This window comes from Kroppenstedtia sanguinis (assembly GCF_050433445.1).
Lineage (GTDB): Bacteria > Bacillota > Bacilli > Thermoactinomycetales > DSM-45169 > Kroppenstedtia > Kroppenstedtia sanguinis.
In genome coordinates, this window is sequence record NZ_JBNPXF010000001.1 from 304,760 (window position 1) to 330,628 (window position 25,869).

General features: G+C 53.0%; 25 protein-coding genes and 1 other annotated feature. Of the genes, 21 read left to right on the plus strand and 4 right to left on the minus strand.

Features of this window, described 5'->3' with window-relative positions:
- Positions 1-253 precede the first annotated feature (253 nt).
- The gene (locus JOD24_RS01380; protein WP_380162536.1) at positions 254-1,780 is read left to right on the plus strand and encodes a class I adenylate-forming enzyme family protein; all 1,527 of its coding nucleotides are present in this window, start codon (positions 254-256) and stop codon (positions 1,778-1,780) included.
- A 56-nt stretch (positions 1,781-1,836) separates the two neighbouring features.
- Here JOD24_RS01380 and JOD24_RS01385 read toward each other — a convergent pair whose 3' ends face one another.
- Complete coding sequence (locus JOD24_RS01385; RefSeq protein WP_380162537.1) at positions 1,837-2,340, minus strand: CcdC family protein; 504 nt, start codon at positions 2,338-2,340, stop codon at positions 1,837-1,839.
- Positions 2,341-2,480: 140 nt separating this feature from the next.
- Positions 2,481-2,702: a binding site (T-box leader), on the plus strand.
- Positions 2,703-2,745: 43 nt separating this feature from the next.
- Here JOD24_RS01385 and trpS point away from each other — a divergent pair.
- Complete coding sequence (gene trpS / locus JOD24_RS01390; protein WP_380162538.1) at positions 2,746-3,729, plus strand: tryptophan--tRNA ligase; 984 nt, start codon at positions 2,746-2,748, stop codon at positions 3,727-3,729.
- A 38-nt stretch (positions 3,730-3,767) separates the two neighbouring features.
- Here trpS and rpsT read toward each other — a convergent pair whose 3' ends face one another.
- Positions 3,768-4,034 (minus strand): 30S ribosomal protein S20, encoded by a 267-nt coding sequence (gene rpsT, locus JOD24_RS01395; RefSeq protein WP_380162539.1) that lies wholly within the window; start codon positions 4,032-4,034, stop codon positions 3,768-3,770.
- A gap of 184 nt (positions 4,035-4,218) precedes the next feature.
- Here rpsT and gpr point away from each other — a divergent pair, with 184 nt between their 5' ends.
- The 18 genes from gpr to deoC all read left to right on the plus strand — a co-directional run bounded on the left by gpr (position 4,219) and on the right by deoC (position 23,589).
- Positions 4,219-5,340 carry a GPR endopeptidase gene (gene gpr, locus JOD24_RS01400; RefSeq protein ID WP_429246179.1) on the plus strand — a complete coding sequence of 374 codons (1,122 nt, stop codon included), beginning with the start codon at positions 4,219-4,221 and terminating at the stop codon, positions 5,338-5,340.
- A 232-nt stretch (positions 5,341-5,572) separates the two neighbouring features.
- Positions 5,573-6,724, plus strand: a complete 1,152-nt coding sequence (spoIIP, locus tag JOD24_RS01405) for a stage II sporulation protein P (protein ID WP_380162541.1) — start codon at positions 5,573-5,575, stop codon at positions 6,722-6,724.
- 26 nt (positions 6,725-6,750) lie between these two features.
- Entirely contained in the window at positions 6,751-7,149 is a 399-nt protein-coding gene (locus JOD24_RS01410) for a DUF3679 domain-containing protein (protein ID WP_380162542.1), read from the plus strand.
- A gap of 194 nt (positions 7,150-7,343) precedes the next feature.
- On the plus strand, positions 7,344-7,748 hold the full coding sequence (locus tag JOD24_RS01415; RefSeq protein WP_380162543.1) for a GNAT family N-acetyltransferase: 405 nt from the start codon (positions 7,344-7,346) through the stop codon (positions 7,746-7,748).
- A 264-nt stretch (positions 7,749-8,012) separates the two neighbouring features.
- Entirely contained in the window at positions 8,013-9,845 is a 1,833-nt protein-coding gene (gene lepA, locus JOD24_RS01420) for a translation elongation factor 4 (RefSeq protein ID WP_380162544.1), read from the plus strand.
- Positions 9,846-9,909: 64 nt separating this feature from the next.
- Positions 9,910-11,055, plus strand: a complete 1,146-nt coding sequence (hemW, locus tag JOD24_RS01425) for a radical SAM family heme chaperone HemW (RefSeq protein ID WP_429246180.1) — start codon at positions 9,910-9,912, stop codon at positions 11,053-11,055.
- 99 nt (positions 11,056-11,154) lie between these two features.
- On the plus strand, positions 11,155-12,183 hold the full coding sequence (hrcA, locus tag JOD24_RS01430) for a heat-inducible transcriptional repressor HrcA (RefSeq protein ID WP_380162546.1): 1,029 nt from the start codon (positions 11,155-11,157) through the stop codon (positions 12,181-12,183).
- Between the two features lie 85 nt (positions 12,184-12,268).
- Positions 12,269-13,825, plus strand: coding sequence for a TCP-1/cpn60 chaperonin family protein (locus JOD24_RS01435; RefSeq protein WP_429246181.1), 1,557 nt, complete (start codon positions 12,269-12,271; stop codon positions 13,823-13,825).
- Between the two features lie 4 nt (positions 13,826-13,829).
- The gene (gene grpE / locus JOD24_RS01440; protein WP_380162548.1) at positions 13,830-14,588 is read left to right on the plus strand and encodes a nucleotide exchange factor GrpE; all 759 of its coding nucleotides are present in this window, start codon (positions 13,830-13,832) and stop codon (positions 14,586-14,588) included.
- A gap of 64 nt (positions 14,589-14,652) precedes the next feature.
- Positions 14,653-16,482: a molecular chaperone DnaK gene (dnaK, locus tag JOD24_RS01445; RefSeq protein WP_380162549.1), complete on the plus strand. Its 1,830-nt coding sequence runs from the start codon at positions 14,653-14,655 to the stop codon at positions 16,480-16,482.
- A gap of 127 nt (positions 16,483-16,609) precedes the next feature.
- Complete coding sequence (dnaJ, locus tag JOD24_RS01450; RefSeq protein ID WP_380162550.1) at positions 16,610-17,746, plus strand: molecular chaperone DnaJ; 1,137 nt, start codon at positions 16,610-16,612, stop codon at positions 17,744-17,746.
- 123 nt (positions 17,747-17,869) lie between these two features.
- Positions 17,870-18,805 (plus strand): 50S ribosomal protein L11 methyltransferase, encoded by a 936-nt coding sequence (gene prmA / locus JOD24_RS01455; RefSeq protein WP_429246182.1) that lies wholly within the window; start codon positions 17,870-17,872, stop codon positions 18,803-18,805.
- Between the two features lie 22 nt (positions 18,806-18,827).
- Positions 18,828-19,577 carry a 16S rRNA (uracil(1498)-N(3))-methyltransferase gene (locus tag JOD24_RS01460; RefSeq protein ID WP_380162552.1) on the plus strand — a complete coding sequence of 250 codons (750 nt, stop codon included), beginning with the start codon at positions 18,828-18,830 and terminating at the stop codon, positions 19,575-19,577.
- Positions 19,574-20,920, plus strand: coding sequence for a tRNA (N(6)-L-threonylcarbamoyladenosine(37)-C(2))-methylthiotransferase MtaB (gene mtaB / locus JOD24_RS01465; RefSeq protein WP_380162553.1), 1,347 nt, complete (start codon positions 19,574-19,576; stop codon positions 20,918-20,920). The genes JOD24_RS01460 and mtaB overlap by 4 nt, the downstream gene beginning before the upstream one ends.
- Positions 20,921-21,072: 152 nt before the next feature.
- Positions 21,073-21,573: a hypothetical protein gene (locus tag JOD24_RS01470; RefSeq protein ID WP_380162554.1), complete on the plus strand. Its 501-nt coding sequence runs from the start codon at positions 21,073-21,075 to the stop codon at positions 21,571-21,573.
- 26 nt (positions 21,574-21,599) lie between these two features.
- Positions 21,600-22,427 carry an AAC(3) family N-acetyltransferase gene (locus JOD24_RS01475; RefSeq protein ID WP_380162555.1) on the plus strand — a complete coding sequence of 276 codons (828 nt, stop codon included), beginning with the start codon at positions 21,600-21,602 and terminating at the stop codon, positions 22,425-22,427.
- 44 nt (positions 22,428-22,471) lie between these two features.
- A complete protein-coding gene (locus JOD24_RS01480) occupies positions 22,472-22,921 on the plus strand; it encodes an NUDIX hydrolase (RefSeq protein ID WP_380162556.1) in 450 nt (149 codons plus the stop codon).
- A 20-nt stretch (positions 22,922-22,941) separates the two neighbouring features.
- Entirely contained in the window at positions 22,942-23,589 is a 648-nt protein-coding gene (gene deoC, locus JOD24_RS01485) for a deoxyribose-phosphate aldolase (RefSeq protein WP_380162640.1), read from the plus strand.
- On the opposite strand, the gene JOD24_RS01490 is transcribed toward deoC, so the two are convergent.
- Positions 23,583-24,566, minus strand: a complete 984-nt coding sequence (locus JOD24_RS01490; RefSeq protein WP_380162557.1) for a Na/Pi cotransporter family protein — start codon at positions 24,564-24,566, stop codon at positions 23,583-23,585. The two genes, deoC and JOD24_RS01490, sit on opposite strands and share 7 nt — an antisense overlap.
- A gap of 329 nt (positions 24,567-24,895) precedes the next feature.
- The gene (locus JOD24_RS01495; protein ID WP_380162558.1) at positions 24,896-25,225 is read right to left on the minus strand and encodes a hypothetical protein; all 330 of its coding nucleotides are present in this window, start codon (positions 25,223-25,225) and stop codon (positions 24,896-24,898) included.
- Between the two features lie 140 nt (positions 25,226-25,365).
- Between JOD24_RS01495 and JOD24_RS01500 the strand changes: the two genes are divergently transcribed.
- Positions 25,366-25,710: a histidine triad nucleotide-binding protein gene (locus JOD24_RS01500; protein WP_380162559.1), complete on the plus strand. Its 345-nt coding sequence runs from the start codon at positions 25,366-25,368 to the stop codon at positions 25,708-25,710.
- Positions 25,711-25,869 lie beyond the last annotated feature (159 nt).

A 25,869-nucleotide genomic window follows, 5' to 3' on the forward strand; every position in this document is an offset into this window, starting at 1 on the left:
AAGGTGGTGCGGGTTTACAGGAGCCGATGTGAGTTGTAGAATTCGCTGAGGTCACCGAGGTCCACCATTCCCCGTTTTGCAGGAATTTCTCTAGAAACGTCAAGATCGATGTAATGGCTCTCGGTGTTCTCCGTTGTAAATATTTCGATGTTTAAAAGAAAGCTCCTTTTGAGATCTATTTTTCTGTTATATAATGGCTGTGATGAGGGCCTAATTCATTTATAAATACATTTCTAACAGGGGTGTGCAAGTGATGTTTACTGTGGGCGAGATGTTGCGAAACCGAGCCGATTTTTCGCCACATCAGGAAGCCGTTGTGTATGAAGACGAGCGCGTGACCTATTGGGAATTGAACCGGCGGGTGAACCGGTTGGCCCATTTTATGATGGAATTGGATGTGCAAAAAGGGGATCGGATCGCCATCCTTTGCAGTACCAATCACCCCTTTGCCACGGTATTACTGGCGGCAGCCAAACTGGGGGTGGTGGCGGTTCCCCTCAATTGGCGGCTCAGTTTAGAAGAACTTCGGCAGGGAATGGAACATAGTGAGCCCAAACTTCTCTTCTTTGACGAAGAGTTTTCCGAAACCGCCGATGAGTTGGAATCCTGCGAATTTCTGGAAAGGATGGTTCGGGTCAGCATTGACCAGAAACTGAATCCTCCCTTTGCAGAAGCTCTTCTGGAATATCCGGATACGGAGCCAGATCTGCCAGTGGATCCGGAAGATCCACTGGCCCTTACCTATACTTCTGGTACCACTGGCAAGCCCAAGGGGGTGATCACGACCCATGCCAATTTCCACGCCTTCGGGGTGGCCGCCAGTTTGACTCTGGATGTGCGGAGGGGCGACCGTTTTCTGATCTCCACCCCGCTTTTCCGAACCAACGGGTTGTCAGCCATGGTCAATGCCCTTTTGCTCGGAGGGACCGTGGTATTCATGCCGGATTTCCATCCCGTTAGAGCCTGGGAAGTGGTGGAGCGGGAGCGGATTAATCACTTGTTGAGCCTGCCTGGAATGTTGAGCTATATGCTTCCCGGCGCGATGAACAGGGATTGGGATACAGGTTCGATGCGGGATTTTATCTGTGGGGGTCCGGTGACAGAAGAAGTGATCCGGCAATATACCTCTCTGGGATTTCCGATTGTCCAGATGTATGGTGCAAGTGAAGTGGCGGGTGGAATCACTTTCTGGAACCCGAGTATGGGGATTTCCACCAGTCACTCTGCAGGAAAGAAGCTCCTCGGCGAGATCAAAGTGGTGGATCCAAAATCCGGCGAGGATGTATCGCCGGGGGAAATCGGAGAGATTTTGTATCGGGGCCCACAAGTGACACCGGGATATTGGAAGGATCCGGAGGAAACGGAGAGGGTGATTCAAGACGGCTGGTTTCATACCGGAGATATCGGCAGGCTGGAGGAAGACGGACTCCTTTATGTGATGGATCGCAGTAGTGACCTGATTTATTGCAATGAGGAACTAGTGTTGCCCTCCGAGGTGGAGAAGGTCCTAGCGGGGATGGAAGGTGTGGAGGAAGTGGCTGTGATCGGTGTGAAGGATTCAGAGAAGGGAGAGGTTCCCCGTGCGTATGTGGTCAAAGAAGAAAATTCCCCCGTGACTGAAGAGGATGTTCTTCGCTACGGCCGGGAGCGCCTTGTGGAACATCAGTTGATGGAAGTCGCCTTTGTGGACATGCTTCCTAGAAACAGTCTGGGTTTGATTACGAAATACATCTTACGGGAACAGGTGGAGCGGATCAAAGCCATCGATGTAGGGGAATAAAACAGCCGGGCGGAGTCCCACCCGGCTGTCGCCTGAATTCTAGCCAGTACATAGAGTCACTTTGTCTCCGTCACGAGCGCATTTTCCTTCAGTTTTTTATACTTCCAATACATCATGATTCTCCAGGGGAGGAGCATGCCGAAGGCCAAGGTGAAAAAGAGACCGGCGGTTTGTCCCAGAGTGATAAATTGCTCTATATACTCATGAGCTCCCATCCGGATGATTAACAACGCGAACAGGATGAGGATGAAAGCTTTGGAGCGTTTAAGATAAACCTGGCCGCCCTCCCCCACCTCAAACCGGGAGGTGTGGATCAGGGGTAGGGCAAAAAGAAATGTTCCTGTGACGAAGGCGGCCAGTCCCCAAGTGACGGGGATTCGAAAGGGCGGAAAGACAAACATTAGAAAGCCGGTGCTCATTCCGAGCGGCGGCATCAGAATCTTTTTGGCATTGGTGGGTTTATTGGAGGCCCTGAGACGGATCAAGATCACCATCAGCGCCATGAACAAGGTGCTCAGAGTGGCTACCAGTTGCAAATTGAGTGGAAACACATGCCCCATCGTACATTACTCCTTCATGATCCCGTGTTTGATTGAGAGGCTTTTATAGTCATAGTACTCTGTTGGCCGGAAAAAATCAAAGCAGGTGAGCGTTGCGTTTTTATATATCCCAGAGTATGATAAAACAAATACTTGATGACCTACCAGCGATGAAGAAGAAGAGTAGCGTGGAGAGTTCACCTCAGAGAGCCGGCGGTGGGTGCAAGCCGGTGTGAACGCCGCGTGAATGGGCTTCGGAGCTGCCTCCTTGGACCCGGCATGGAGAAAGGGAGGCCGGTCGGCTCAGATCCGGCCGTTATTCTTTAGAGCGCGCCTGATGTGGCGAAGCCGGGTGGTACCGCGAGAGAAGCCTCGTCCCGATGTGGACGGGCTTTTTTTATTTTCTGCAAAGGAGTGACTGAAAGGATGAAACGTGTTTTTTCCGGAATGCAGCCAACAGGGGATCTTCATCTGGGCAACTACATTGGAGCATTGAAACGATTTATTCCATTGCAGGAAGAAGCGGAGTGTTTCTTCTGTGTGGTTGACCTACATGCTTTGACCGTCCCTCGGGACCCGGAAGATCTGAGGAGAAAAACAATGGAGTTGGCGGGACTCTATCTAGCGGCGGGGTTGGATCCTGAGCGGAGTGCTTTGTTTATTCAGTCTCACAACCCCGCTCACTCCGAGGGAGCTTGGTTGCTGCAGTGCATCACCCGCATGGGTGAATTGAGCCGCATGACCCAGTTCAAGGACAAGGGAAAGGGATCAGATTCAGCTACAGCTGGTCTGTTCAGCTATCCTGTTCTGATGGCAGCGGATATCCTGCTCTATCAGGCGGATCTCGTCCCTGTCGGGGAGGATCAGAAACAACATCTGGAGCTGACCCGGGATCTGGCGGATCGGTTCAACCGCATCTACGGGGAAGTGTTCAAGATTCCGGAACCCCACATCGGAGAAACCGGCGCCCGCATCATGGCCTTGGACAACCCTGAAAAGAAAATGAGCAAGAGCGCCGACAGCTCCTTGAATAGTATTCAGCTCTTGGATGGTCCGGATCTGATTCTTAAGAAATTTAAACGGGCGGTTACCGATTCGGGAAGCCAAATTCGCTATGACCGGGAAAACAAGCCAGGAGTTAGTAATCTGCTGGATATTCACAGTGTCATGACTGGAGAGTCCGTCGATTCCCTGGTGGAGCGATATCGGGACAAAGGGTATGGTCATCTGAAGATCGATACCGCTGAAGTAGTGATTGGGGAGTTGAAACCGTTGCAGGAGCGTTTCCGCGATGTGATGGAGAGCGGGGAAGTGCAGCGCGTCTTGGCCAGAGGAGCGGAACGCGCCCAGGAGGTGGCTGGGGCGACTCTGTCCCGAATGCAACAAGCGATGGGGCTGGTTTCCAAATAAAAATAAAAGCGACCCGTAAGGGTCGTTTTTAAAATCCGTCAACTATTCAGGGCGTTGAACTTTTTCTCGAGGCGGGATTTTTGTCGAGCAACCGCATTTTTGTGGAAGAGGCCTTTGGTCGCGCCTTTGTCCAGCTTGCGCTTGGCTTCCCGCAACAGTTCACCGGCTGTTTCCTGTTCCTTATTTTCAACAGCCACCAGGAATTTCTTGACGGAGGTGCGAATGGCGGATTTTTGGGCCGTCCGTTGCTGGCGCCGTTTTTCGTTTGTTTGGGTCCGTTTGACGGCGGATTTAATGTTGGGCATCTGATCACCTCCCAATCTTTCAGGTCAAGTCGCCCGTTAAGCGTGCAACACGCTAAATTTTATCACGGGGTTTAGCAAAAAGCAAGACAGGCAACAGGTGGATATCCTCAGGATCGAGCGGGAATAAATCGGACTCAATCATGGAATAAATGGTAAGAAATGAACAGAAGGGATGGACTTGATCATGGCCTCAAAAGATGAGATGAGGGATAGGGATCCACAGCTGGATTTGGCCAATTTCCCCGTTCGGACGGATCTGGCTCGGGAAGCGGTGGATATGGCAGCGCAAAACCAGGGGGACGAAGGTGGAATTCCGGGAGTTCAGATGGACGAGTATGAGGAGGATGGAATTACCACGAGTTGGATTCGGGTCCAGGATGAGCAGGGGGCGGAGGCGTTGGGGAAAGTTCCGGGACTGTACCTGACACTGGAGATTCCTTCTCTTCGTAGCAAGGATTCCAAATTGCAAAGCCGGGTTTCCTCCCATTTTGCCGATCAATTTGAGAAGTTCCTTCAGGAAACCGGGATCGATCCCAATGCTCAGATCCTGATTGTCGGTCTGGGTAATCGCGATGTCACCGCTGATTCCCTGGGTCCTTTTGTAGTGCAGCATATGATGGTTACTCGTCACCTGTTTTCATTGATGCCGGAACAGGTGGAAGCGGGTTATCGACCGGTCAGTGCCATCGCTCCCGGTGTCCTGGGGACGACGGGAATGGAGACCAGCGAAATTATCTTTGGGGTTGTGGAGAAAACGCGTCCCGATGCGGTGATCGCTGTTGATGCCCTGGCTTCCCGGGCCCTTAGTCGGGTCAACACTACCATCCAAGTGGCGGACACAGGCATTAATCCTGGCTCTGGTGTGGGGAATAAGCGGAAAGCTCTCAACCGGGATAGCCTGGGCATCCCCGTCATCGCGATCGGGATTCCCACCGTGGTAGATGCTGCCACCATCGCTCATGACACGGTGGAAATGGTGGTCTCTTATCTCCATCGGGAAATGAACCAGAAGCAGCCAAGCCGCCCCCTCGATCCCTTGAACCGTCCCAATCTCCAAGAGCTTCGGGATCAGGAAGTTCCCTCTGACACTAGCCAACAGATGATGGGGATGGTGGGGACCCTTGATTCCGAGGAGAAGCGGCAATTGATCCACGAAGTGCTCGATCCCCTGGGGCAAAATTTGATCGTTACCCCGAAGGAAGTGGACATGTTTATCGGGGATATGGGGAAACTGGTGGCCGACGGTTTAAACTGCTCCCTCCATGAAGCAGTGACGATGGAAAATGTATCCGCCCATATCATCTAGAAACGTTGTGAAAAAACTCTTCACAGGGAGGGTGGGGTTTCACATGGAGTGACTTGGGATTGCTAGAACTTGGGTACCGACGTGTGAAACCTGATCCCGACCGACTACACTTCTGCGGCCTGTCCGAAGTTGGAATCCAGCCTCTGAATCTAGCAAAGTTCAGAAATCCGTTCTACTCTACCTTTCCCCCTCATATATTCGCCAGTAGAGACAAGCTCGGGGAGGGAAGAGAATGAAGAACCGGGTTCATCGGTTCAGCACCTGGAATATGTCCACTCCACAAGTCCGGAAATTGTTTGTGATACTAATCCTGGGAACCGCCTTCATTTTTATGTTGACAGGACTGTTTGCGATGATTCAGGCGAAGCGGAGTGTCCAATCATCAGATCTGGGGCGGATCACCTCCCATTTTTCAACAGAAACCTTTCTTTATCTGATGGGTGGAGAGATCCCCCACCTGACTACGATGGAGGATCATTTGAGAGAACCGGGATTCTCCCGTATTTTCTTTGAGCTGGTTACCAGTGTGGATCCCAAGGATCCCCGCACCTTTCTCGGAAGCGAATTGCCGGGATTTGCCCTGTTTGATACTGAGATTGTGGTGGCAGCGGAGGATGTGGACTACACTTCGATTCCGATTGAATCCCCTCCCCCCTCCGACTTGGAAAAGAAGATGGGGTCTAAACCGAAGGAGAAGGAGAAGAAGAAAAAGAAGTCTTCGGCTGAAAAGAAGGCAGGTACCCCGGATCAAGAGAAAAACAGGGTTTACATTTACCACACTCACTACACGGAATCCTTCCTCCCGGAACTGAAGGGGACGGATCCCAATACGGCCTATGACAACAAGATCAATATCGGCCGAGTGGGAGAGCGGTTTGCGGATTCATTGGAGAAATTAGGAATCGGTTCCGAAGTTTACACCGAGGGGTACCAGGCGGAATGGAATCAACTTTATCAGGCATCCCGGGAAAAAGTGGTGGCGGCGATGAAGCAGGACAAGGATCTCCAGTATTTCATCGATATCCATCGGGATTCGCAACGTCGGGGGAAGACCACCAAGGAGATCCATGGGAAAAATTATGCGCGGGTCGCCTTGGTGATCGGGACCGCCAATCCCCATTGGGAGAAGAACGAGCAACTAGCTCGCAAACTCCACAATAAACTGAACGAACTGTACCCGGGTCTGTCCAAAGGCGTGTTCCGGAAAAGCCGAGCCATGGGAAACGGAGAATACAACCAATCCCTCTCCCCCAACAGTCTCCTGATGGAAGTGGGTGGAGTGGACAACACATTCGCTGAGACCTATCGGACGGCTGACGCACTGGCTCGGGCGCTGGCGGAAATCCATTTTGATGCAGTACCAGTGGACGGAAAGGCGCGGTAGTAAACTCGTCTGGAGGGGGATGGAACATGCGGGTAGGGATCCAAGTAGTGGCGTTGATGATGGTTCTACTGTTTGGAATCTTCCTAGGCATTGACACAGCGGAACAGAATATCCACCGCACCCAAGGGAGCGAAGGCGCTCCCCGAGCTGTTCACATCACCCCTCGGGAGGGACGGGTGGAGATTTCCGTCCTGGGCCACGTCTACGAGACCGAGAGTCCAGTCCTGATCCAAGAGGATCAGGAAGAGGAGCAAAAAGACGAAAAAAGTTCGCAAGAATCCTCGCAAGGAAACCCCGCTCCAACAGCCTCCGATGCCAGCAGCTGGTTGACCACCGCTGGCAACCAAGCCGGTGAAGGCATCAAACAAGCCACCCGCAAAGCGATTGAACAGATGGTGGGCTGGTTTCAGGAAAAGGATCAGTAGAGGACCCCGGATCCCAAGAAACTCAATGGATATCGATAAGCATGTAGTCTGATGGAGACTTTCCCTTTTTGCTAAAATGATGAAGAAAAAATATGATTGAGGCAGGGGGGGGACGAGTACATACCGCTTTTTGATTTCGTGTTTTGAGATTTGAACCGAATCGGATCCTACAGGGACCTGGGGGGTAACAAGAATTGAGACCTTACGATATTCGCCATGAACTTCCTCCTGTCGATGACTATGTGCGACTGAGGAAAATTGCCGGGTTGAGCGAGCGGAGTCGGGAAGCAGCCACGATCGGGTTAAAAAACAGTCTGTTTTCTGTCTGCGTTTATTCCGAAGATCAACTGATCGGAATGGGCCGTCTGGTCGGAGACGGGGGTTGCAATTTTGAGGTGGTGGATGTGGCGGTGGATCCGGAATTTCAGGGGAGGGGGATCGGTCAAGAGATGATGAAGGCTATCACCGAATATCTGGATCATCATGCCCCTGATAGCGCCTATGTCAGCCTGATCGCCGATGTACCTGCTGACCGGTTGTACAAGAAGTTTGGCTTCGATTATACGGTTCCCTCTGTGGGGATGTACAAGCGCTATTAGAGCAGTCCTAGAAGCGTTATGAAAAACTGTACAAGGGAGGGTAGGAGCTGAAAAACGATCCAACCCTCCCTGTGACACTTCTAGTAAGATTGGGAAAAGCCCGTCACTTGGCGGGCTTTTTCGTGTTGGATGATGATCCTGTCGCAGTTGATCTTCGGGAAAAATTTCCTCTGTCGGAGGTTCCCTCCGTTGTACCCCATCAGTCGGACTGCTATAATAAATAAGATGCATATGGTGCGTGTTTTCCGTTCAGGAGGGAACTGAATGAGTGACTCGAAACGACAGCAACAACAAAGGATCCGCAACTTTTCGATCATCGCCCATATCGACCATGGAAAATCCACCCTGGCCGATCGGCTTCTGGAACAAACCGGGGCGCTTTCCGAACGGGAGAAGCAGGATCAGTACTTGGATACGATGGATTTGGAGCGGGAGCGGGGCATTACCATCAAATTGCAATCGGTCCGCCTTCCTTTTCAGGCGAAGGACGGCAAGGAATATATTCTCAATCTGATTGATACCCCGGGACATGTAGATTTCACCTATGAAGTGTCCCGCAGTCTTGCCGCTTGCGAAGGGGCACTGTTGGTGGTGGACGCTGCCCAGGGGGTGGAAGCTCAGACCCTGGCTAATGTGTATCTTGCTTTGGATAGCGATCTGGAGATTCTGCCGGTGATCAACAAGATCGACCTGCCCAGTGCGGAGCCGGACCGGGTTCGCTTGGAAGTGGAAGATCTGATCGGCCTGGACGCCTCCGATGCGGTGCTCGCTTCAGCCAAGGAGGGGATCGGAACCCGTGAGATCCTGGAACAGATCGTGGAGAAGGTTCCCCCGCCAGCTGGAGACCCTGACGCCCCCTTAAAAGCGTTGATCTACGATTCCGTTTATGATGCATACAAGGGAGCCATCTCTTATATCCGCGTGGTAGATGGTACCATCCGCAAGGGGATGAAGGTGCGCATGATGGCCACCGGCAAAGAGTTTGAAGTGACTGAGGTGGGAGTGTTCACACCCAATCCCGTCCCCCAGGATGAATTGAACGTAGGGGAGGTCGGGTTTATGGTGGCCTCCATCAAAAATGTGAAAGATACCCGGGTGGGGGACACCATTACCGATGCAAATCGTCCGGCGCCAGAACCCTTGCCTGGATACCGCAGGATCAATCCCATGGTCTTTTGTGGGATGTACCCCGTCGATTCCGGGGATTACGAGGACCTGAGGGAAGCTTTTGAAAAACTGGAACTGAATGATGCCTCCCTGCGCTATGAACCGGAAACTTCCGGGGCGCTGGGTTTTGGGTTCCGGTCTGGTTTCCTCGGGCTGTTGCATATGGAGATCATTCAAGAGCGGATCGAGCGGGAGTACAATATTCCTCTGATCACTACCGCTCCCAGCGTGGTTTATCGTGTGTATACGACAGATGGAGCGATGTTGGAGATCGAGAATCCGACTCATATGCCCCCCCAACAGAAAGTGGAGCATGTAGAGGAGCCCTACGTCAAGGCATCGATCATGGTGCCCAATGACTATGTAGGGGCGGTAATGGAGCTGTGCCAAAACAAACGGGGTACATTTGCCGATATGCAATATCTGGATGCCAATCGCGTCAATATCATCTATGAGCTTCCTTTGGCGGAGATCGTCTATGACTTCTTCGACCAGTTGAAATCCAGTACCAAGGGGTATGCCTCTTTCGACTATGAGATGGTCGGTTATCGGGCTTCTAAGCTGGTAAAGATGGATATCCTGCTGAACGGGGAGTCAGTGGATGCTCTCTCCTTCATCGTTCACCAAGACAAAGCATACCACCGGGGCCGGCAGTTGGTGGAGAAGTTACGGCAACTGATTCCTCGGCATATGTTCGAGGTTCCGGTGCAGGCCGCCGTCGGCAACAAGGTGGTAGCAAGGGAGACGATTCGGGCCCAGCGGAAAAATGTGCTGGCCAAGTGTTACGGCGGGGATATTTCCCGGAAGCGCAAGCTGTTGGAGAAGCAGAAGGAAGGGAAAAAACGGATGAAGTCTGTGGGCAACGTGGAGATCCCCCAGGAGGCATTTATGGCTGTTCTCCAAATGGAGGATACCGACTCCAAAAAATAGATCCGATCGCGAGGGGTGGCTTCGATGCCTGCTTGCGTTTTTTCAGGGAGGGAGGTATCCAGACATGGCGCCAGGATCTATCTATATTCATATCCCATTTTGTGCTCACAAATGCCATTACTGCGATTTTACTGCCTACGTAGTGGGAGGGCAACCGGTGGATGATTACCTGGAGGCCTTGGCAAGGGAGATGGCTCAGACGGTGGAAGAGATCCCGCCGGGGAAGATTGAGACGATTTTTATCGGGGGTGGCACACCTACTGTGCTCACACCCCGTCAAATGGAGCGGTTGTTGAAGGATATCCGACGTTATTTTCCCCACTGGTCGGATCAGCTGGAGTTCACTGTGGAAGCCAATCCGGGAACGACAGAACCGGATCAGCTGGCTGTGTTGAAGGAAGGGGGGGTCAATCGTCTCAGTTTTGGGGCGCAAACCTTCCGACCGGAACTATTGGCCGAGATCGGACGGGATCACGGAGTGGATGAGATCGCCCATAGTGTCGCAGCTGCCCGGGAGGCGGGGATTGACAATGTGTCCCTCGATCTGATGTTCGGTCTGCCCCGGCAGAGTGTCGCCGATATGGAGGAGGCACTGGTGCGGGGGCTGGCGCTGAGTCCGGATCACTTTTCGGTTTACAGTCTCACAGTAGAGGAAGGGACGGTTTTTCATCATAGAAGGCTTCAGGGCAAGCTCCCTCTACCTTCGGAAGATGATGAGTTGGAGATGTATCTGCTGACTCGCCGTCGTCTGGAAGAAGCCGGCTATCCTCAATACGAAGTGAGCAATTTCAGCCGACCCGGACGGGAGAGCCGTCACAACAGCACTTACTGGCTGAATGAGTCTTACTACGGTCTGGGAGCTGGAGCTCACGGATATACAGAGGGGCTCCGTCACGAAAATGTTCACGGGGTGAAGGAGTATATTCGCCTTTCCCACTTCCGCCGTCCCATTGCCGATACTCACCAGGTATCCACAGCTGAGGCGATGGAAAACCATTTTATCCTCGGCCTGCGGCTGAGGGATGGAGTGAGTCAAAGTCAGTTTGCAAAGTTGTATGGGACATCTCCGGAGGCCGTGTTCGGTTCGGTGCTGGAAGACTTGCAAAAGAGGTGTCTCATCCAACAGGAAGAAGATCGGTATCGGTTGACGGAAAAGGGCCTGCTGTTCGGGAACAATGTTTTCGCCGCTTTTATCGAAGAATCGGCGTAACCATGCCTGATTGGCGTTGACAACAGGAGAGGGGTTTGATACCTTTTAGAGGTAGACTTAGCACTCGTGGTATCAGAGTGCTAACAAGGGGGGAGGCAGATGCTGAGCGAGCGGCAACAGAAGATCCTCCGTGCGATAGTGGACGAATATATCGTCCATGCGGAACCGGTGGGTTCACGCACCGTTGCCAAACGGGAAGACATCGGGTTCAGTGCAGCCACGGTTCGGAACGAGATGGCCGACCTGGAAGAGATGGGTTTCCTGGAACAGCCGCATACATCTGCCGGCCGTATACCCAGCCAAATCGGCTACCGCTATTATGTCGATCATCTGATGGGTCCTGAACGTTTGAAGCGGTCGGACCTGATCACGATCCGACAATTGTTTGCCTCGCAAATGGAAGCTCTGGAACAAACGATCCAACAGACTGTATCTATATTGTCCCGGATCACCAATTACACATCCATCATACTGGGACCGGAATTATATGATAATAAGTTAAAACACTTACAAGTGATCCCGCTTCACGATCGCATGGCTGTGGTGATTCTGGTGACGGACACCGGCCATGTGGATCAACGACGGATCACAGTTCCGGAAGGTGTCTCCCTCTCTTGGATTGAACAGATGGTCAATTTGTTGAACGCCAAGCTTTCCGGTGTTCCACTCTATCGTTTAAAGCGGACGGTATACAAAGAACTCTATCAGGAGCTCAGCCGGCATGCTGAACATTATGAGTACCTCCAGGAAATCATCGATCAGATGCTAGTAGCTGACCAGGAGGGTCGAATCTTTACCAGTGGGACGACCAACATCCTGACCCAGCCGGAATTTAAAGATGTGGAAAAAGTGAAAGCTCTGATGGAGCTTTTTGAGGAAACGGATACGGTTGTCCAGCTGTTGTCCGATCAGGAGGGTACAGGGGTCCGGATTCGGATAGGCCAGGAGAACCATCTGGAGGCGGTAAATAACTGCAGCATTGTCTCAGCTTCCTTTACCGTGGACGGTCGCTCCTTGGGAACGATCGGGGTTCTGGGTCCCACACGAATGGACTACCGCAAGGTGGTTGGTTTGCTTGAAGTGCTCACTCGGGACTTTTCCGAACATTTGCGACGGATTTACGGATGAGTCCGTCACCGGGTTCGGAGAGAGCGATGTTGGGGGGGCAACCCCTTTATCTTAATGCTTATACGGATAAGAAGGTGAGCGACCCATGGAAAGTCAGGATGAATCCATCCTCACCCCGGAGGAGCGAAAACCCTTTTCCGGTGCTCTTACAGTCAATGCCGAGGCTGTCCAGAGGGTGGCGGAAGCGGTCAGAGGGACCTTGGGTCCCAAAGGATTGGACACCATGCTGGTGGGGGATGACGGTGAGGTGGTTGTCACCAATGATGGTGTCACCATTCTCAACCGGATGGATATACGGCATCCCGCCGCCCGCATGGTTGCTGGTATTGCCAGAGCCCAACAGGAAGAAGTGGGGGATGGCACAACTACAGCCACCCTGCTGACCGCCGCTTTGGTGGAAGAAGGGGAAAAACAGGTGGCCCGCGGCGTTTCGGTTTCCAAGGTGATTGCCGGAATGCGCCGCGGGGTCCGGCATGCCTTGGAAAAAATGCAGGTGATGGCCCAGCCGATTTGGAATCTTGAGGATGACTGGCTCCAACGCATCGTTTACACTGCGGGACGGGAGCAGGAGGATCTGACTGAACTGGTGATGGAAGCCGCTATTCTTATGGGACGGGAGAAGCTGTTGGAAAAGGATTTCCGTCTCGCCGATGCGGTGGTGTCCCACCCCAGGGCGGAACACGGGGTTTTCAACGGTCTGTTGGTCCCTAGAGGCCGCATCAATCTGAGAACCGCGGACACCGGCAGCCCGGTTCAGGTGTTGCTGGTGGCGGAGGATTTCCGCCCCGAGCCTGTGGATGAGGAGTCCCTGGCCACTGAAGCGGGCTTTGCCAAGCAGGAGAGTTTAAAGCAAGAGTTTGAAGGAATCCTGCTCAAATTGGTAGATATGGAAGTGGATCTGATCTTGGTGGAGGGTGAGGTGGACTCCGGCGCGGAAGAAGTGTTGACAGATGCCGGGGTGCTCGTGGCCCAGCAAGTGGCTTTGGATCAATTGGTCCGGGTAGCGGATTACACCGGGGCTCGGATTCTGAAGCTGGCCGGATTGAAGCGTTCACCTGAGGAGCTAGAGCCTCTCATCGGTTCTTGCGCAGAGGTGGAGGACGAAGGGAGATTGGGATGGCTTCGTATCTCTGGAGGAGCCGGAAAGCCCTTTGTTTCCATCCTGGTGGGTGCAACCACGGAAGAAGTGGTCGAGGAGCGAGAGCGGATTGCCAAAGACGCGGCTGCTGCCGCCCAAGCAGCCATCCGCGGGGGATTTCTCCCGGGAGGAGGTGCCGCGGAATTAGCATTGGCGCGTGAAGTGGAGAAGTACGGGGATACTGTACAGGGAATGGAAGCTTTCGGGGTGGCCGCTGTGGCGGCAGCCCTTCACAGACCGATATCCCAAGTCGTGGCCAATGCCGGCTTCAATCCCCTGGAGAAAGTGGAAGAGGTGAAGGCCCTCCAGTGGAAACGGCAGACCGCCTCCCTCGGAATTGACTGTGACCGGGGCGCTGTTTGTGACATGGTGGACATGGGGGTTGTGGACCCCTTGCCGGTAAAATATCATGCACTGCAGGTAGCCGGAGAAGTCAGCACCGCCATCCTGAGAATCCATACTGTGGTGAAAATGCGACCTGTGGATGCAGAAAGTATGAGGTGAAACCATGACTTCCAATGATTTCAACCCGGATGGTGATTCCCGACGCCGTCCCGTAACCGCGAGGGAATTGAGAAAAGCCAAGGAAGCACGGGAACGACAGGAGATGGGATGGACAGAGAATACAGAAGCCGAGGAGAGGGAACCTGAGGAGAAAGTGACGGAAAAAGACGTGCCGAATCCGGAAAAACCTGTCCTTGATGAGGTGTCGAAGCCGGAACAGCCCGTTTTTGAAGAGACATCAAATCCTACTTCTCCGCCTCCTGTTCAAGATGCAGAGGTGTTAAATGGATTGAAGAAAGAGCTGGAACGAGCCAAAGAGGAAACGAATCACTGGAAGAAAGAAGCGGAAGAAAATTACGAGCGTCTCCTCAGAGCACGGGCCGACATGGAAAACTTTCGACGCCGTACCCGCAAAGACCAGGAGAACTTGGCCAAATATGCCGCTTCTCCCTTAGTGGAATCTCTCCTTCCCGTGATAGACAATCTGGAGCGGGCGTTGGGTGCAGGGGCTAAGAGTGAAGAGGCTGAAGTTCTGCACAAGGGTGTGGACATGATCTCCAGACAGCTGTTACATACCCTTGAGGAGCATGGTTTGAGTCCGATTGAAGCGGAAGGAAAAGAGTTTAATCCCCACGAACACAATGCCGTGATGCAAGTGGAGGCTGAGGGTGTGAAATCGGGGATGGTTGTGGAAGAATTGCAGAAAGGCTATCGTTTCAAGGAACGGGTGATCCGTCCTGCGATGGTGAAAGTGAGCACTTGAAATTCGCGGTGAACAATCTACCGTTTGATTTGGTACAGGAGTCCGAGAAGGAGGTACAACTTCGATGGGAAAAGTGATCGGGATTGACTTAGGAACCACCAACTCTTGCGTAGCTTTTTTGGAAGGAAGCGAAGCGAAGGTGATTCCAAATGCGGAAGGGGGACGGACCACTCCCTCCGTTGTGGGATTTTCTAAATCAGGTGAGCGCTTGGTGGGGGAAGCTGCCAAACGGCAAGCCATCACCAATCCGGACAATACGGTCAGCTCTGTCAAGCGTCATATGGGAACCGGACACAAGGAGAAAATCGGGGACACAGAGTATACACCCCAGGAAATTTCAGCGATGATCCTGCAACGGCTGAAAACCGATGCAGAAGCGTATCTGGGAGAAGAAGTGACTCAGGCCGTGATCACGGTCCCGGCTTACTTCAACGATAGCCAACGTCAAGCTACTAAAGATGCAGGAAAGATCGCCGGGTTGGAAGTTTTGCGGATTATCAACGAGCCGACTGCTGCCGCTCTCTCCTACGGCAGTGACAAAAAAGACGAGGAACAGACCATTCTGGTTTTCGACCTGGGTGGGGGAACTTTCGACGTTTCCATCTTGGATATCGGAGACGGCCTGTTTGAAGTGAAAGCCACCAGCGGGGATAACCGCCTGGGAGGGGACGATTTCGACCAGGTGATCATCGACTATCTGCTGGATGAATTCCGGAAAGAGAACGGCATCGATCTGTCCAACGATCGGATGGCCCTGCAACGGTTGAAAGATGCAGCCGAAAAAGCGAAGAAAGATTTGTCCGGTGTCTTGACCACCAACATCTCTCTTCCTTTCCTGACGGCGGATTCTTCCGGTCCGAAGCACATGGAAGTTACCCTGACCCGTGCTAAATTTGAGGAACTCTCTGCCGAACTGGTGGAACGGACGATGCGGCCTACCCGCCAGGCTCTTCGGGATGCCCAGCTGGAACCGTCGGAAATCGACCGCGTGATCCTAGTGGGAGGTTCCACCCGGATTCCAGCGGTTCAGGAAGCGATCCAGAACCTGACCGGCAAAGCTCCGAGCAAAGGGGTCAACCCTGACGAGGTCGTCTCTATGGGGGCTGCCATTCAGGGCGGGGTCCTTTCCGAAGATGTCAAAGATGTGGTGCTGGTGGATGTGACGCCTCTCTCCCTGGGAATTGAAACCCTGGGCGGTGTCACTACCAAACTGATTGAACGGAACACAGCGATCCCCACAGAGAAATCCCAGATCTTCTCCACTGCCGCCGACAACCAGACTGCGGTGGATATCCATGTCCTACAAGGGGAGCGGGAGATGGCCGCCGACAACAAAACCCTGGGTCGGTTCCAACTGTCTGATATTCCTCCGGCTCCTCGGGGCATTCCACAGATCGAGGTGGCCTTTAAGATCGACCGGAATGGGATTGTCAATGTTTCTGCCAAAGACAAGGCTACGGGGAAGAGCCAGAACATCACCATCAAATCTTCCAGCGGTCTCTCCGATGAGGAGATCGAACAGATGGTTCAAGACGCGGAACGATATGCCGAAGAGGATCAGAAACGAAAAGAACAAGTGGAGATTCGCAACCAGGCGGATCAAATGATCTTTCTCACCGAGAAAACCCTGAAAGATTTGGGGGATAAGGTGGATGAAGCCGAACTGTCCAAAGCGGACGAGGCGAAAGAGAAGCTGAAAAAAACTCTAGAAGGCGACGATACTGAAGCTATCAAACAGGCCTCGGAAGAGTTGGAAAAAGTGGTGCAGGAACTGTCTGTCAAACTTTATCAAGAGGCTCAGCAACAAACAGAAAAAACCAGCGATGAAAAGAAGGATGATGACGTGGTAGATGCCGAATATAAAGTAGTGGATGATGAAGATCAAAAGAAATAATTGGATTCCCGAATGGGAAGTCAAAGTCGACACAAGAGTGCTCGGCTTTGACTTCTCTGGTTATTCAATGGACAGAGGACCTTTCGTTGCCTGCAGACATATCCTGTGAAACAGAGGAGGTGATCCGGTGAGCAAGGACTACTACGAAGCCCTCGGTGTTGCCCGGGATGCATCCAGCGAAGATATTCGAAAGGCCTACCGCAAAATGGCCCGACAATATCACCCCGACGTGAACAAGTCACCGGATGCGGAACAGAAGTTCAAAGAAGTGACCGAAGCCTATGAAGTTCTCCGGGACCCTCAAAAGAAAGCTAATTACGACCGCTTTGGGACTGCAGATCCAGGTGCTGCCGGGGCGGGAGCAGGTGGATTTGGTGGTTTCAACCCAGGAGCTGGGGCTGGTGATTTTGGATTTGGGGACATTTTTGATATGTTTTTTGGTGGCGGTGGCCGTCGCAATCCCCATGCTCCACGCCAAGGTGCCGATCTGGAGTATCGGCTGACGATCGACTTTAAGGATGCTGTTTTCGGTCGGGAGATGGATATTTCTATTCCGCGGACGGAGACTTGCGGAAATTGTCATGGCAGTGGAGCCAAACCGGGAACTCATCCGGAGACCTGCTCCCGTTGCCAAGGGACGGGTCAGTCGGAGACTGTGCAAAATACGCCCTTTGGCCGGATCGTAAACAAACGAGTGTGTCAGGATTGTAGTGGGCGAGGCAAGATTATCAAAGAAAAATGTGAGGACTGCAGCGGTTCCGGACAAGTGAAGAAGCGGCGCAAAATCCATATCAACATTCCGTCGGGGATTGATGAAGGAAAACAGTTGCGCGTGTCCGGAGAGGGTGAACCGGGTCAAAACGGAGGTCCTCCCGGTGATCTGTATATCACGATTAAGGTCAGACCCCATGACTTTTTCAAACGGCAGGGGGATGATATTACCTGTGAGCTACCGATCACCTTTGTCCAAGCCGCTCTCGGAGATGAAATTGTCGTTCCCACCCTCAAGGGGCGGGCTAAGATCAAAGTCCCTGCCGGGACTCAGACGGGAGCGGAATTCCGGCTTCGCGGCAAAGGAGTTCCCCGGCTCTACGGCAGGGGATATGGAGATCAGCAGATCCAGGTCAAAGTGGTCACCCCTACCGGATTGTCGGAAGAACAGAAGCGACTGTTGCGCGAGTTTGGCAATCTGAGTGGAGATTACATTTCCGAGCAGAACGGCAGTTTCTTTGATAAAATGAAACGGGCGTTTACTGGGGATTGATTGCAGGCAATACTGGTGTATAACCAGGGTGAAGGGTGGATCCGGGTCCAGTGGGAGTTCGGATCCACCTGTTTTTGGTGAGACGGGCAGACTGCCCGTTTTTTTGTAGGGGGAGTGAGTCGGTTGGATTGGATCGAAGTTCGTGTGCATACCACATCTGAAGCGGAAGAGGCGGTATCCCATCTGCTCCTGGAAGTGGGTGCCGAAGGAACGGCGGTGTTGGATGCGTCTGTGTTACACAAGGAGTGGGAAACGCCCTTTGGGGAAATCATCGCCTTATCTCCTCATGAATATCCGGAGGAAGGGGTTTGGATCTCCGGATATTTTCCTGCAGCCTCTTTCGATGATGCCTTGCCACAACAACTGGTGGAGAGGATGGGTCACTTGAGACAATTCGGTTTGAATCCGGGACCGGCAACCGTCGTTTTGGAAAAGGTGGCGGAGGAATCCTGGGCTGAGGCCTGGAAAGCCTATTACAAACCGATTCGAGTGACGGATCGCTTAACAGTCAAACCTCACTGGGAAACTTACGAACCCGCTTCAACCGGAGAAAAGGTGATCCAACTAGATCCTGGCATGGCTTTTGGGACTGGGGCTCATCCCACCACGATCCTTAGCATGAAATTGTTGGAACGCCAGCTTCAACCCGAGCAGAAAGTGATCGATGTCGGTTGCGGTAGCGGGGTGTTGAGCATCGCAGCCGCCTGCCTGGGTGCAAGAGAAGTATTGGCGTTGGATCTGGATCCCTTGGCGGTGGAGAGTACGAGTCAAAATGTTCGTCTCAACGGTTTGGAGCAAAGGATCGCCGTTCGGCAAGGAAATCTTCTCCAGGGAGTGAGAGAGTCGGCGGATGGGGTGATTTCCAATATATTGGCGGAAATCATCCTCCAATTCACCGATGATCTGCCCCAGGTGATCCAACCTGGTGGATGGTTTATCGCCTCGGGTGTGATCGCCCAAAAAGAGAAAGATGTCGTAAGGGCTCTGAGCCGGGTTGGTTTACAGGTGACCGATCGGTTGCAGGAAGGGGATTGGGTGGCGATGACTGCTCAAACGTGATAATGTATTGGGAGCGGACGGGATGCAAAGATATTTTGTTGATTCAACTCAGATCGGCCCGGACTGGCTGACGGTCCGCGGCGATGATGTTCACCATATTAAAAATGTGATGCGCATGCGGGCGGGAGATCGGTTGCTCTGTTGTGACAGCAAGGGAACTGACTATCTAGCTGAACTGGAGTCTGTAAGTGAAGGGGAAGCACAGTGTCGCATACTGGAGACTTTGCCCTCCCGTGGAGAGCCCCGGATCCGGGTGGACGTTGCCGCCTCTCTCACCAAAGGGGACAAATGGGAGTGGGTATTGCAGAAAGGGACCGAATTGGGGGCTGCTTCTTTTCTCCCTTTCACCTCCGCCCGGACTGTAGTGAAATTGGACGGGAAAAAAGCGAGCAAGAAGAAGGAGCGCTGGCAACGGATCGCCAAGGAAGCGGCGGAACAGTCCCAACGGGGTCAAATCCCCCGCGTGGAAACCGTGATGGATTGGCGGTCCTTGCTGGAGCGTTTTCATGCCTATGATCGGGTTCTCTTCGCCTATGAAAAAGGAGGACGTCCCCTGGGAGAAGTGTTGCAGGAGACGGCAGCAGGGGATGCCATGCTAGTGGTGATCGGGCCTGAAGGCGGGTTTACGGAAACAGAGAAAAATGAGGCAGTCGCCGCCGGTGCGGTCTCCATTCACTTGGGTCCCAGAATCCTGCGAGCGGAGACGGCACCTTTAGCATTGTTATCTTGCATTCATTATTCTTACGGTGAGATGGGAGGTGAGCCACTGTGAGTACGGTGGCATTCCATACGCTGGGCTGTAAAGTAAACGCATATGAGACAGAGGCCATGTGGAAGCTGTTTCAGCATCAAGGATATGAAAAGGTCGATTTTGAACAGAAGGCCGATGTATATGTGATCAATACCTGTACAGTGACCAATACGGGAGATCGCAAGAGCCGTCAAATGATTCGGCGAGCCGTCCGGAAGAATCCAGAGGCTGTGGTGGCAGTGACCGGCTGTTATGCCCAGACGTCTTCTGCTGATATTATGGAGATTCCCGGAGTAGATGTGGTGGTGGGGACCCAGGGACGGGACCGACTCCTTCAATATATCGAGGAGCACCGACAGACACGGCAACCGGTCAATGCAGTAAGGAACATCATGAAAACCCGGGAATTCGAGGAAATGGAAGTCCCCTCCTTTTCGGAGCGGACCCGGGCCTCACTCAAAATCCAGGAAGGCTGCAATAACTTCTGCACCTTCTGCATCATTCCCTGGGCTCGTGGCCTCCTGCGAAGCCGCAAGCCGGAAAGTGTGCTCCGGCAAGCCCGGCAACTGGTGGAAGCAGGTTATAAAGAGATCGTTCTCACTGGAATTCACACTGGAGGCTATGGGGACGACTTTGAAGACTATAAGTTGGCGGATTTGCTTTGGGACCTGGACCAAGTAGAGGGGCTGAAACGGATCCGAATCAGCTCCATCGAAGCCAGTCAGATCGATGACCGAGTGATCGATGTGCTCAACAAATCGGATAAGATGTGCCGTCATCTGCATATCCCCTTGCAGGCAGGGGATGATGTGGTACTGAAACGGATGCGCCGCCGTTATACAGTGGAGGAGTACCGTCGCAAGATTGAGCATGTTCATCGGGCGATGCCAGGGGTGGCCATCACTAGCGACGTGATTGTCGGCTTTCCTGGAGAGACCGAGGAGCAGTTTGAAAACGGATATCGTCTGATTGAAGAGCTGGGTTTCTCCGAGTTGCATGTTTTTCCTTACTCAACCCGGACCGGAACTCCGGCAGCACGGATGACGGATCAAGTACCGGCAGAGGTGAAGCAGGATCGGGTCGCACGATTGATCGCGCTCTCGGATCACCTCGCTTTGACTTACGCCTCGAAGTATGCAGGTGAGGTACTGGAAGTGATCCCGGAAGGCCCCTTGAAAGACGACCCAGACAGTGGGTGGTTGGCGGGGTATTCCGACAACTATCTGCAGATCGCCTTCCCCGGCAATGAAGAGCTGGTGGGACAGGTGTGTCGCGTCCGCTTGGATCAACCCGGTTCCGAGTATAGCCAAGGTACCTTTGTCCGGACCATGGATGAAGTTCCCCGACCTTATAAAGCTGGCTGAGGGGGTTTTTCCATTCCATGTGCATTGGACACCTGACCGCCCTTCTCCAGGGCGGTTTTTTTGCGGGAGAAAAGCTGTTACATTCAAAATTTTGATCTATACTGATAAAGAGACTGGGGATGAAGAGATGATCCCCGAGAGGAGGCGGCGAGATGGCATCTGAAGATTGGGAGTCCGCGTTGGACAAATTTGATTGGAATGATGTGTTGGCTGAAGTGGATGGGGAACTTTTGGAACACTTGGCTAGTGAACTCAGTTTCCGTACATACCAGGCGTTAAAAGAATCTTCTTGTCCTCTGGGAGACGGATATCATCTGACGCACTTAGCAGATGGAAGGTGGGCATTTTGGAACGAGCAGAACTACGCGCAGGAGGATGTCCGTTTTTTTGAGACAGCTCAACATTTTTTGCATGAAGCTGTGGACGAATTCAAACTGGAGCCACCCCAAGTACAGGATTTGTTAAGACGGCTGGAAAAAACCCCGAACCTCAAGTTATGTGTCGTTTGTGGGCATCACTTCAACCCGGATGATTCCGCCCGACGGGAACTGGGGATCGAGGGGATCTTTCTCGATGAGGAGAATCAGGAAGGAGAATGCTGCTCCCCTCAGTGTGCCGTGGAAGCAGTGGTCCACGATATGAAAAAAGGATGAGATGGATATAGTGAGGAAGTGAAGAAATGGGGGAAAGAGAAGTAATCGGCCGAACTTCCGTGCCGTTGACGCGGGAAAGTCTGGCCGCGGATCTGAAAGAATTGGGATTGGGAGAAGGGGAGAGGGTGATCGTCCATGCCTCCCTTTCCTCCCTCGGATATGTGGTGGGAGGGGCGGAAGCCGTCATTCAGGCGCTGATGGACGTACTCACTTCCACGGGGACACTGGTGATGCCAACCCAATCCCCTCAACTGTCGGAGCCTTCTTTCTGGGAAAACCCGCCGGTGCCTGAAGAGTGGTGGCCGGTGTTCCGGGAGCATTTGCCAGCCTATGATCCTCACGTCACTCCTGCTTTCTGGATGGGTAAGGTCGCGGATACCTTTCGTACTTTCCCAGGAGTTTTTCGTAGCGATCATCCGAAGCTCTCCCTTGCCGCCTGGGGGAATGATGCGAGGAAAATGGTGGAGGGTCACGGTTTGGCCTTCGGTTTGGGAGAAGATTCCCCCTTGGCCAAGTTGTATGATCGTTATGCCCATGTTCTTCTGCTGGGAGTGGGCTATGAGAGCAATACATCCTTTCATTTGGCAGAATATCGGGTGCCGGGAGGAAAAGTAATAGAAGAAGGGGCTCCGGTGATGGAAGAGGGAAGGCGGATTTGGAAGGTTTATCGGGATCTGGACCACCAAACGGACTCATTTTCCAAGATCGGAGCAGCCTTTGAGCAGACCCATCCTGTTCGGGTAGGCCGGGTTGGACTGGCGGAAAGCCGATTGTTTAGGATGCGGGATGCGGTCGATTTTGCCGTGGATTGGTTTACCAGGGAGCAGTCTGGTTCATCCTGCCCCGGATGCTGATATGATTCATGAGCTTCAGGAAAAGGAGAAAGGGGGAATCACTTTTGAAGGAGATCTCTGCAGGTGGTGTCGTTTATAAGCAGGAGGGGGGAGAAATCTTCATCCTGATGATAAAAGATCGTTATTCTACTTGGTCTTTACCCAAAGGAAAAAGGGAGTCCGGAGAGACCAACGAGCAGACTGCCTTGCGGGAAATTCTGGAGGAGACAGGTGTGGAGGGGGAGATCGAACAACCCCTGGAAACCATCTTTTATCGTTACTTCCATCCGGATTACGGAGAGGTGGAAAAAGAAGTTCACTATTTTTTAGTCCAAGCCAGGGCAGGAAAGACGGTTCCCCAGTTATCGGAAATCACCGACGTTGCGTGGCTGAGTCCGCAACAAGCCTGGGAGAAACAACAGACCAAGGGATATGAGAATAACCTGAGCGTGGTCCGCAAAGCCTTTGCCTGCCTTGGAATTCAAGTGCACCCAGTGGAGGGGGATTCGAAGTGAACGGAAAAGAACTGGCATCTATGATCGACCATACCCTATTGAAACCGGAGGCGACGGCGGAGCAAATCGATCAGCTTTGTGAAGAAGCCGCCACCCACGGTTTTGCCTCTGTCTGCATCCATCCCTATTGGGTGAGACGGGCGGCAGAAAAGCTGAAAGGTTCGGGGGTAAAGGTTTGCACCGTGATCGGTTTCCCCCTGGGAGCCACTCCAGCTGAAGTAAAGGCTTTTGAAACTCGGAGGGCGATCGAAGACGGAGCCGGGGAAGTGGATATGGTGATCAATATCGGAGCCCTCAAATCAGGGGATCTCGATCAAATTCGGAATGATATTGCCGCGGTGGTGGAAGCGGCGGCAGGGAACACAGTCAAAGTGATCCTGGAGACGGGTCTGCTCACCGAAGAGGAGATTCGGATCGCTTGTGGTAGAGCGAAGGCAGCAGGTGCCGATTTTGTGAAAACCTCGACCGGATTTGGTGCCGGTGGCGCCACGGTGGAGGCCGTTCGGGTGATGCGGGAAGCCGTTGGTCCGGAGATGGAGGTGAAGGCCTCTGGTGGGATCCGTGACCGGGAAACCGCAGAAAAAATGGTGGAAGCCGGGGCCAGCCGGCTCGGTGCCAGCTCCGGGGTGGCCATTGTAGGTGGTGGCAGAGGTGGCGAGGGCTACTGATGCCATTTTAAAAGCGGATGGGGATGACGTCCTCTGAGGGACCAGGAAGGATCTCGCTCCGGGAGGATTCGGGAGACTCCTCTGGCGAAAGAGCTGGCGAAAGGCAACACTGCCAGGGAGCAGATTAGATTGTACAGGGTTTGGATGTGAGCGATCTGAGTGGCGGGATCCTCGGAGAGCCAGTGGGCCGCTGCAGCGATCCTTCCCACCCAAGGCAGGAACAGGAGTAGTCCCCCGACATTGAGCAATAAATGAGCCACAGCTACTTGTTTCGCGGCCCGTTCCGTACCGATGGAGGCGAGAAAAGCGGTGACGCATGTGCCCACATTGCTTCCCAATACGACGGCGATGGCAAAGGGCAAGGGGACCAGTCCTGTGGCAAAGAAGCCCATGGTGATGGCGATCACGGCATTTCCACTCTGAATGACGGAAGTGAGTAGGATACCAGAGAGGATACCGGAGAAGACGGGTTGAACTCCACTCTCCATCAGTGCAGCTACCCAACCCCGATTTTTGATAGGCTCAGCGATCCATTGCATGGCCTCCATGCCGAGGAAGATACAGCCGAAACCTCCGATGGCTAGACCGAGGGCGGCGGTTTTTTTCCAGGGAAGTGCGTAGAAGGCGGCTCCGGTCAGAATCAGGGGGAGGGCGAAATCCTCCACCTTCAGAGCCAGGATTTGTGTAGTGACTGTGGTGCCCACATTGGTCCCCAGGATGATTCCAACGGTTTGGGCAAAGGTTATCAAACCGGCGTTGACAAAGCCGATGGTTAGGACAGTGACTGCACTGCTGCTCTGTAAAAAGAGTGTCGCCACCAAACCGGTCCCAAACCCGCGAAGAGGTGTCTTGGTAAATCGCAATAGGAAATGCTTCATCCGATGGGCTGCCAGTTCCTCCAGCCCGATCCGGATCAATTGCATGCCAAATAAAAAGATAGCCAGTCCCGTTGCAAATGGAATTACGATCTCTTTCATCCCTCCGCCTCCTCCGCCTGTTCCCATGTATATGGCGGAGGGGGGACAGGCATGACCCCGAGGTGAAAATGGAGTGAGGGGATCTACCAAAAGCGCAAGGGATTTCAGTTCAATACCGATATGAAGAGAAGGAGAGGCCTGTGTGATCTGGTGAAGACATTTTGCATCCACAGGGCGCGCACAAGTCTCGCCCAGATCACTTTGTTCCCGGCCCCGCTATGCGTATTTTACAAGAGATCGAAGACGGTCATACCGACCCCTCATCAAGTGGGTTTATCAGACACGTTTGAACCCCTGTCCCGGTGGGAGAGGGGTTCAAACGTGGATGTTTAATCTGGCATCCAGTTTCCGGAGATGAAAGGAGGCGGGTGGGGAGTGGGTTCCAAAGGGTGAAACTGCTGAGGGTGGGAATGGGAATCGGGTGTTTTTTTCTTCCCGTCCGGGGCAGGCTGGGGAGAACCAAACAGAGCCCAGGGCGGAGGGGGCGTGGTTTCCCGCTTCCCAGGCACAGGTTGGGGATCTTTGGGACGGGCTGGTTTTTGGGGCGCTTTTGCCTTTTTTTTCTTTTCATCCGGTGGAGTGGCTCCGATCCGGGCCAATTCCTCTTGGACGATTTCCCGAATCATCTGTCGAAGTTGCTCTCTGCGGTTTCCAGTCATCAAGTCTCCTCCCTCAAAAGTTTTTCGAATCCTCGGCAACTCAGTATATGTCCAGGTGGGTGTCCCTGTTCATTCTTCTATCGGTTTCTCCAAAGCCTGATTTTTTGGTATAATACGGACAGCCGAAGGAAGGTGATACCATGTCAGAGTGTGTTTTCTGCAAAATTGTGGAGGGAAGCCTCCCGGCGGAAAAAGTGTACGAAGATGGGGATGTGTTAGCCTTTCGCGACCTTCACGCCCAGGCTCCGATCCACCTATTGGTCATCCCAAAAAAGCATATCTCCTCCGTGCGAGAGATCGGGGAAGAGGAGGGGCCTCTTCTGGGGCGGATCTTCTCTGTGGTCAACCAGCTTGCCGATGAGCTGGGTTTGGCCGACAAAGGGTTCCGGATTGTGAATAACTGTGGAGAAGACGGGGGTCAGACGGTTTATCATATTCATTTTCATCTGCTGGGGGGAAGAGCTCTAGGCTGGCCTCCCGGTTAAAAGGTTTTTTGACACTGAATTTGGCTGTATAGTATAATAGCCCTTGAGTTTGTTTTATTATTGCGCCGCAAGGGGAGTTCAGGGTGCGCGTTGTCCCTTGCATGGGAAGCCTTCGCTTGCATCCAGCTTATGGGTACGCTAAATCCCGGCGGTTCATCC

Excerpts from the sequence above, each read along its gene's own strand:
- JOD24_RS01380 (WP_380162536.1), top strand. The coding sequence starts at position 254 with ATGTTTACTGTGGGCGAGATGTTGCGAAACCGAGCCGATTTTTCGCCA.
- JOD24_RS01385 (WP_380162537.1), bottom strand. The coding sequence starts at position 2,340 with ATGGGGCATGTGTTTCCACTCAATTTGCAACTGGTAGCCACTCTGAGC.
- trpS (WP_380162538.1), top strand. The coding sequence starts at position 2,746 with ATGAAACGTGTTTTTTCCGGAATGCAGCCAACAGGGGATCTTCATCTG.
- rpsT (WP_380162539.1), bottom strand. The coding sequence starts at position 4,034 with ATGCCCAACATTAAATCCGCCGTCAAACGGACCCAAACAAACGAAAAA.
- gpr (WP_429246179.1), top strand. The coding sequence starts at position 4,219 with ATGGCCTCAAAAGATGAGATGAGGGATAGGGATCCACAGCTGGATTTG.
- spoIIP (WP_380162541.1), top strand. The coding sequence starts at position 5,573 with ATGAAGAACCGGGTTCATCGGTTCAGCACCTGGAATATGTCCACTCCA.
- JOD24_RS01410 (WP_380162542.1), top strand. The coding sequence starts at position 6,751 with ATGCGGGTAGGGATCCAAGTAGTGGCGTTGATGATGGTTCTACTGTTT.
- lepA (WP_380162544.1), top strand. The coding sequence starts at position 8,013 with ATGAGTGACTCGAAACGACAGCAACAACAAAGGATCCGCAACTTTTCG.
- hemW (WP_429246180.1), top strand. The coding sequence starts at position 9,910 with ATGGCGCCAGGATCTATCTATATTCATATCCCATTTTGTGCTCACAAA.
- hrcA (WP_380162546.1), top strand. The coding sequence starts at position 11,155 with ATGCTGAGCGAGCGGCAACAGAAGATCCTCCGTGCGATAGTGGACGAA.
- JOD24_RS01435 (WP_429246181.1), top strand. The coding sequence starts at position 12,269 with ATGGAAAGTCAGGATGAATCCATCCTCACCCCGGAGGAGCGAAAACCC.
- grpE (WP_380162548.1), top strand. The coding sequence starts at position 13,830 with ATGACTTCCAATGATTTCAACCCGGATGGTGATTCCCGACGCCGTCCC.
- dnaK (WP_380162549.1), top strand. The coding sequence starts at position 14,653 with ATGGGAAAAGTGATCGGGATTGACTTAGGAACCACCAACTCTTGCGTA.
- JOD24_RS01460 (WP_380162552.1), top strand. The coding sequence starts at position 18,828 with ATGCAAAGATATTTTGTTGATTCAACTCAGATCGGCCCGGACTGGCTG.
- JOD24_RS01470 (WP_380162554.1), top strand. The coding sequence starts at position 21,073 with ATGGCATCTGAAGATTGGGAGTCCGCGTTGGACAAATTTGATTGGAAT.
- JOD24_RS01475 (WP_380162555.1), top strand. The coding sequence starts at position 21,600 with ATGGGGGAAAGAGAAGTAATCGGCCGAACTTCCGTGCCGTTGACGCGG.
- deoC (WP_380162640.1), top strand. The coding sequence starts at position 22,942 with ATGATCGACCATACCCTATTGAAACCGGAGGCGACGGCGGAGCAAATC.
- JOD24_RS01490 (WP_380162557.1), bottom strand. The coding sequence starts at position 24,566 with ATGAAAGAGATCGTAATTCCATTTGCAACGGGACTGGCTATCTTTTTA.
- JOD24_RS01495 (WP_380162558.1), bottom strand. The coding sequence starts at position 25,225 with ATGACTGGAAACCGCAGAGAGCAACTTCGACAGATGATTCGGGAAATC.
- JOD24_RS01500 (WP_380162559.1), top strand. The coding sequence starts at position 25,366 with ATGTCAGAGTGTGTTTTCTGCAAAATTGTGGAGGGAAGCCTCCCGGCG.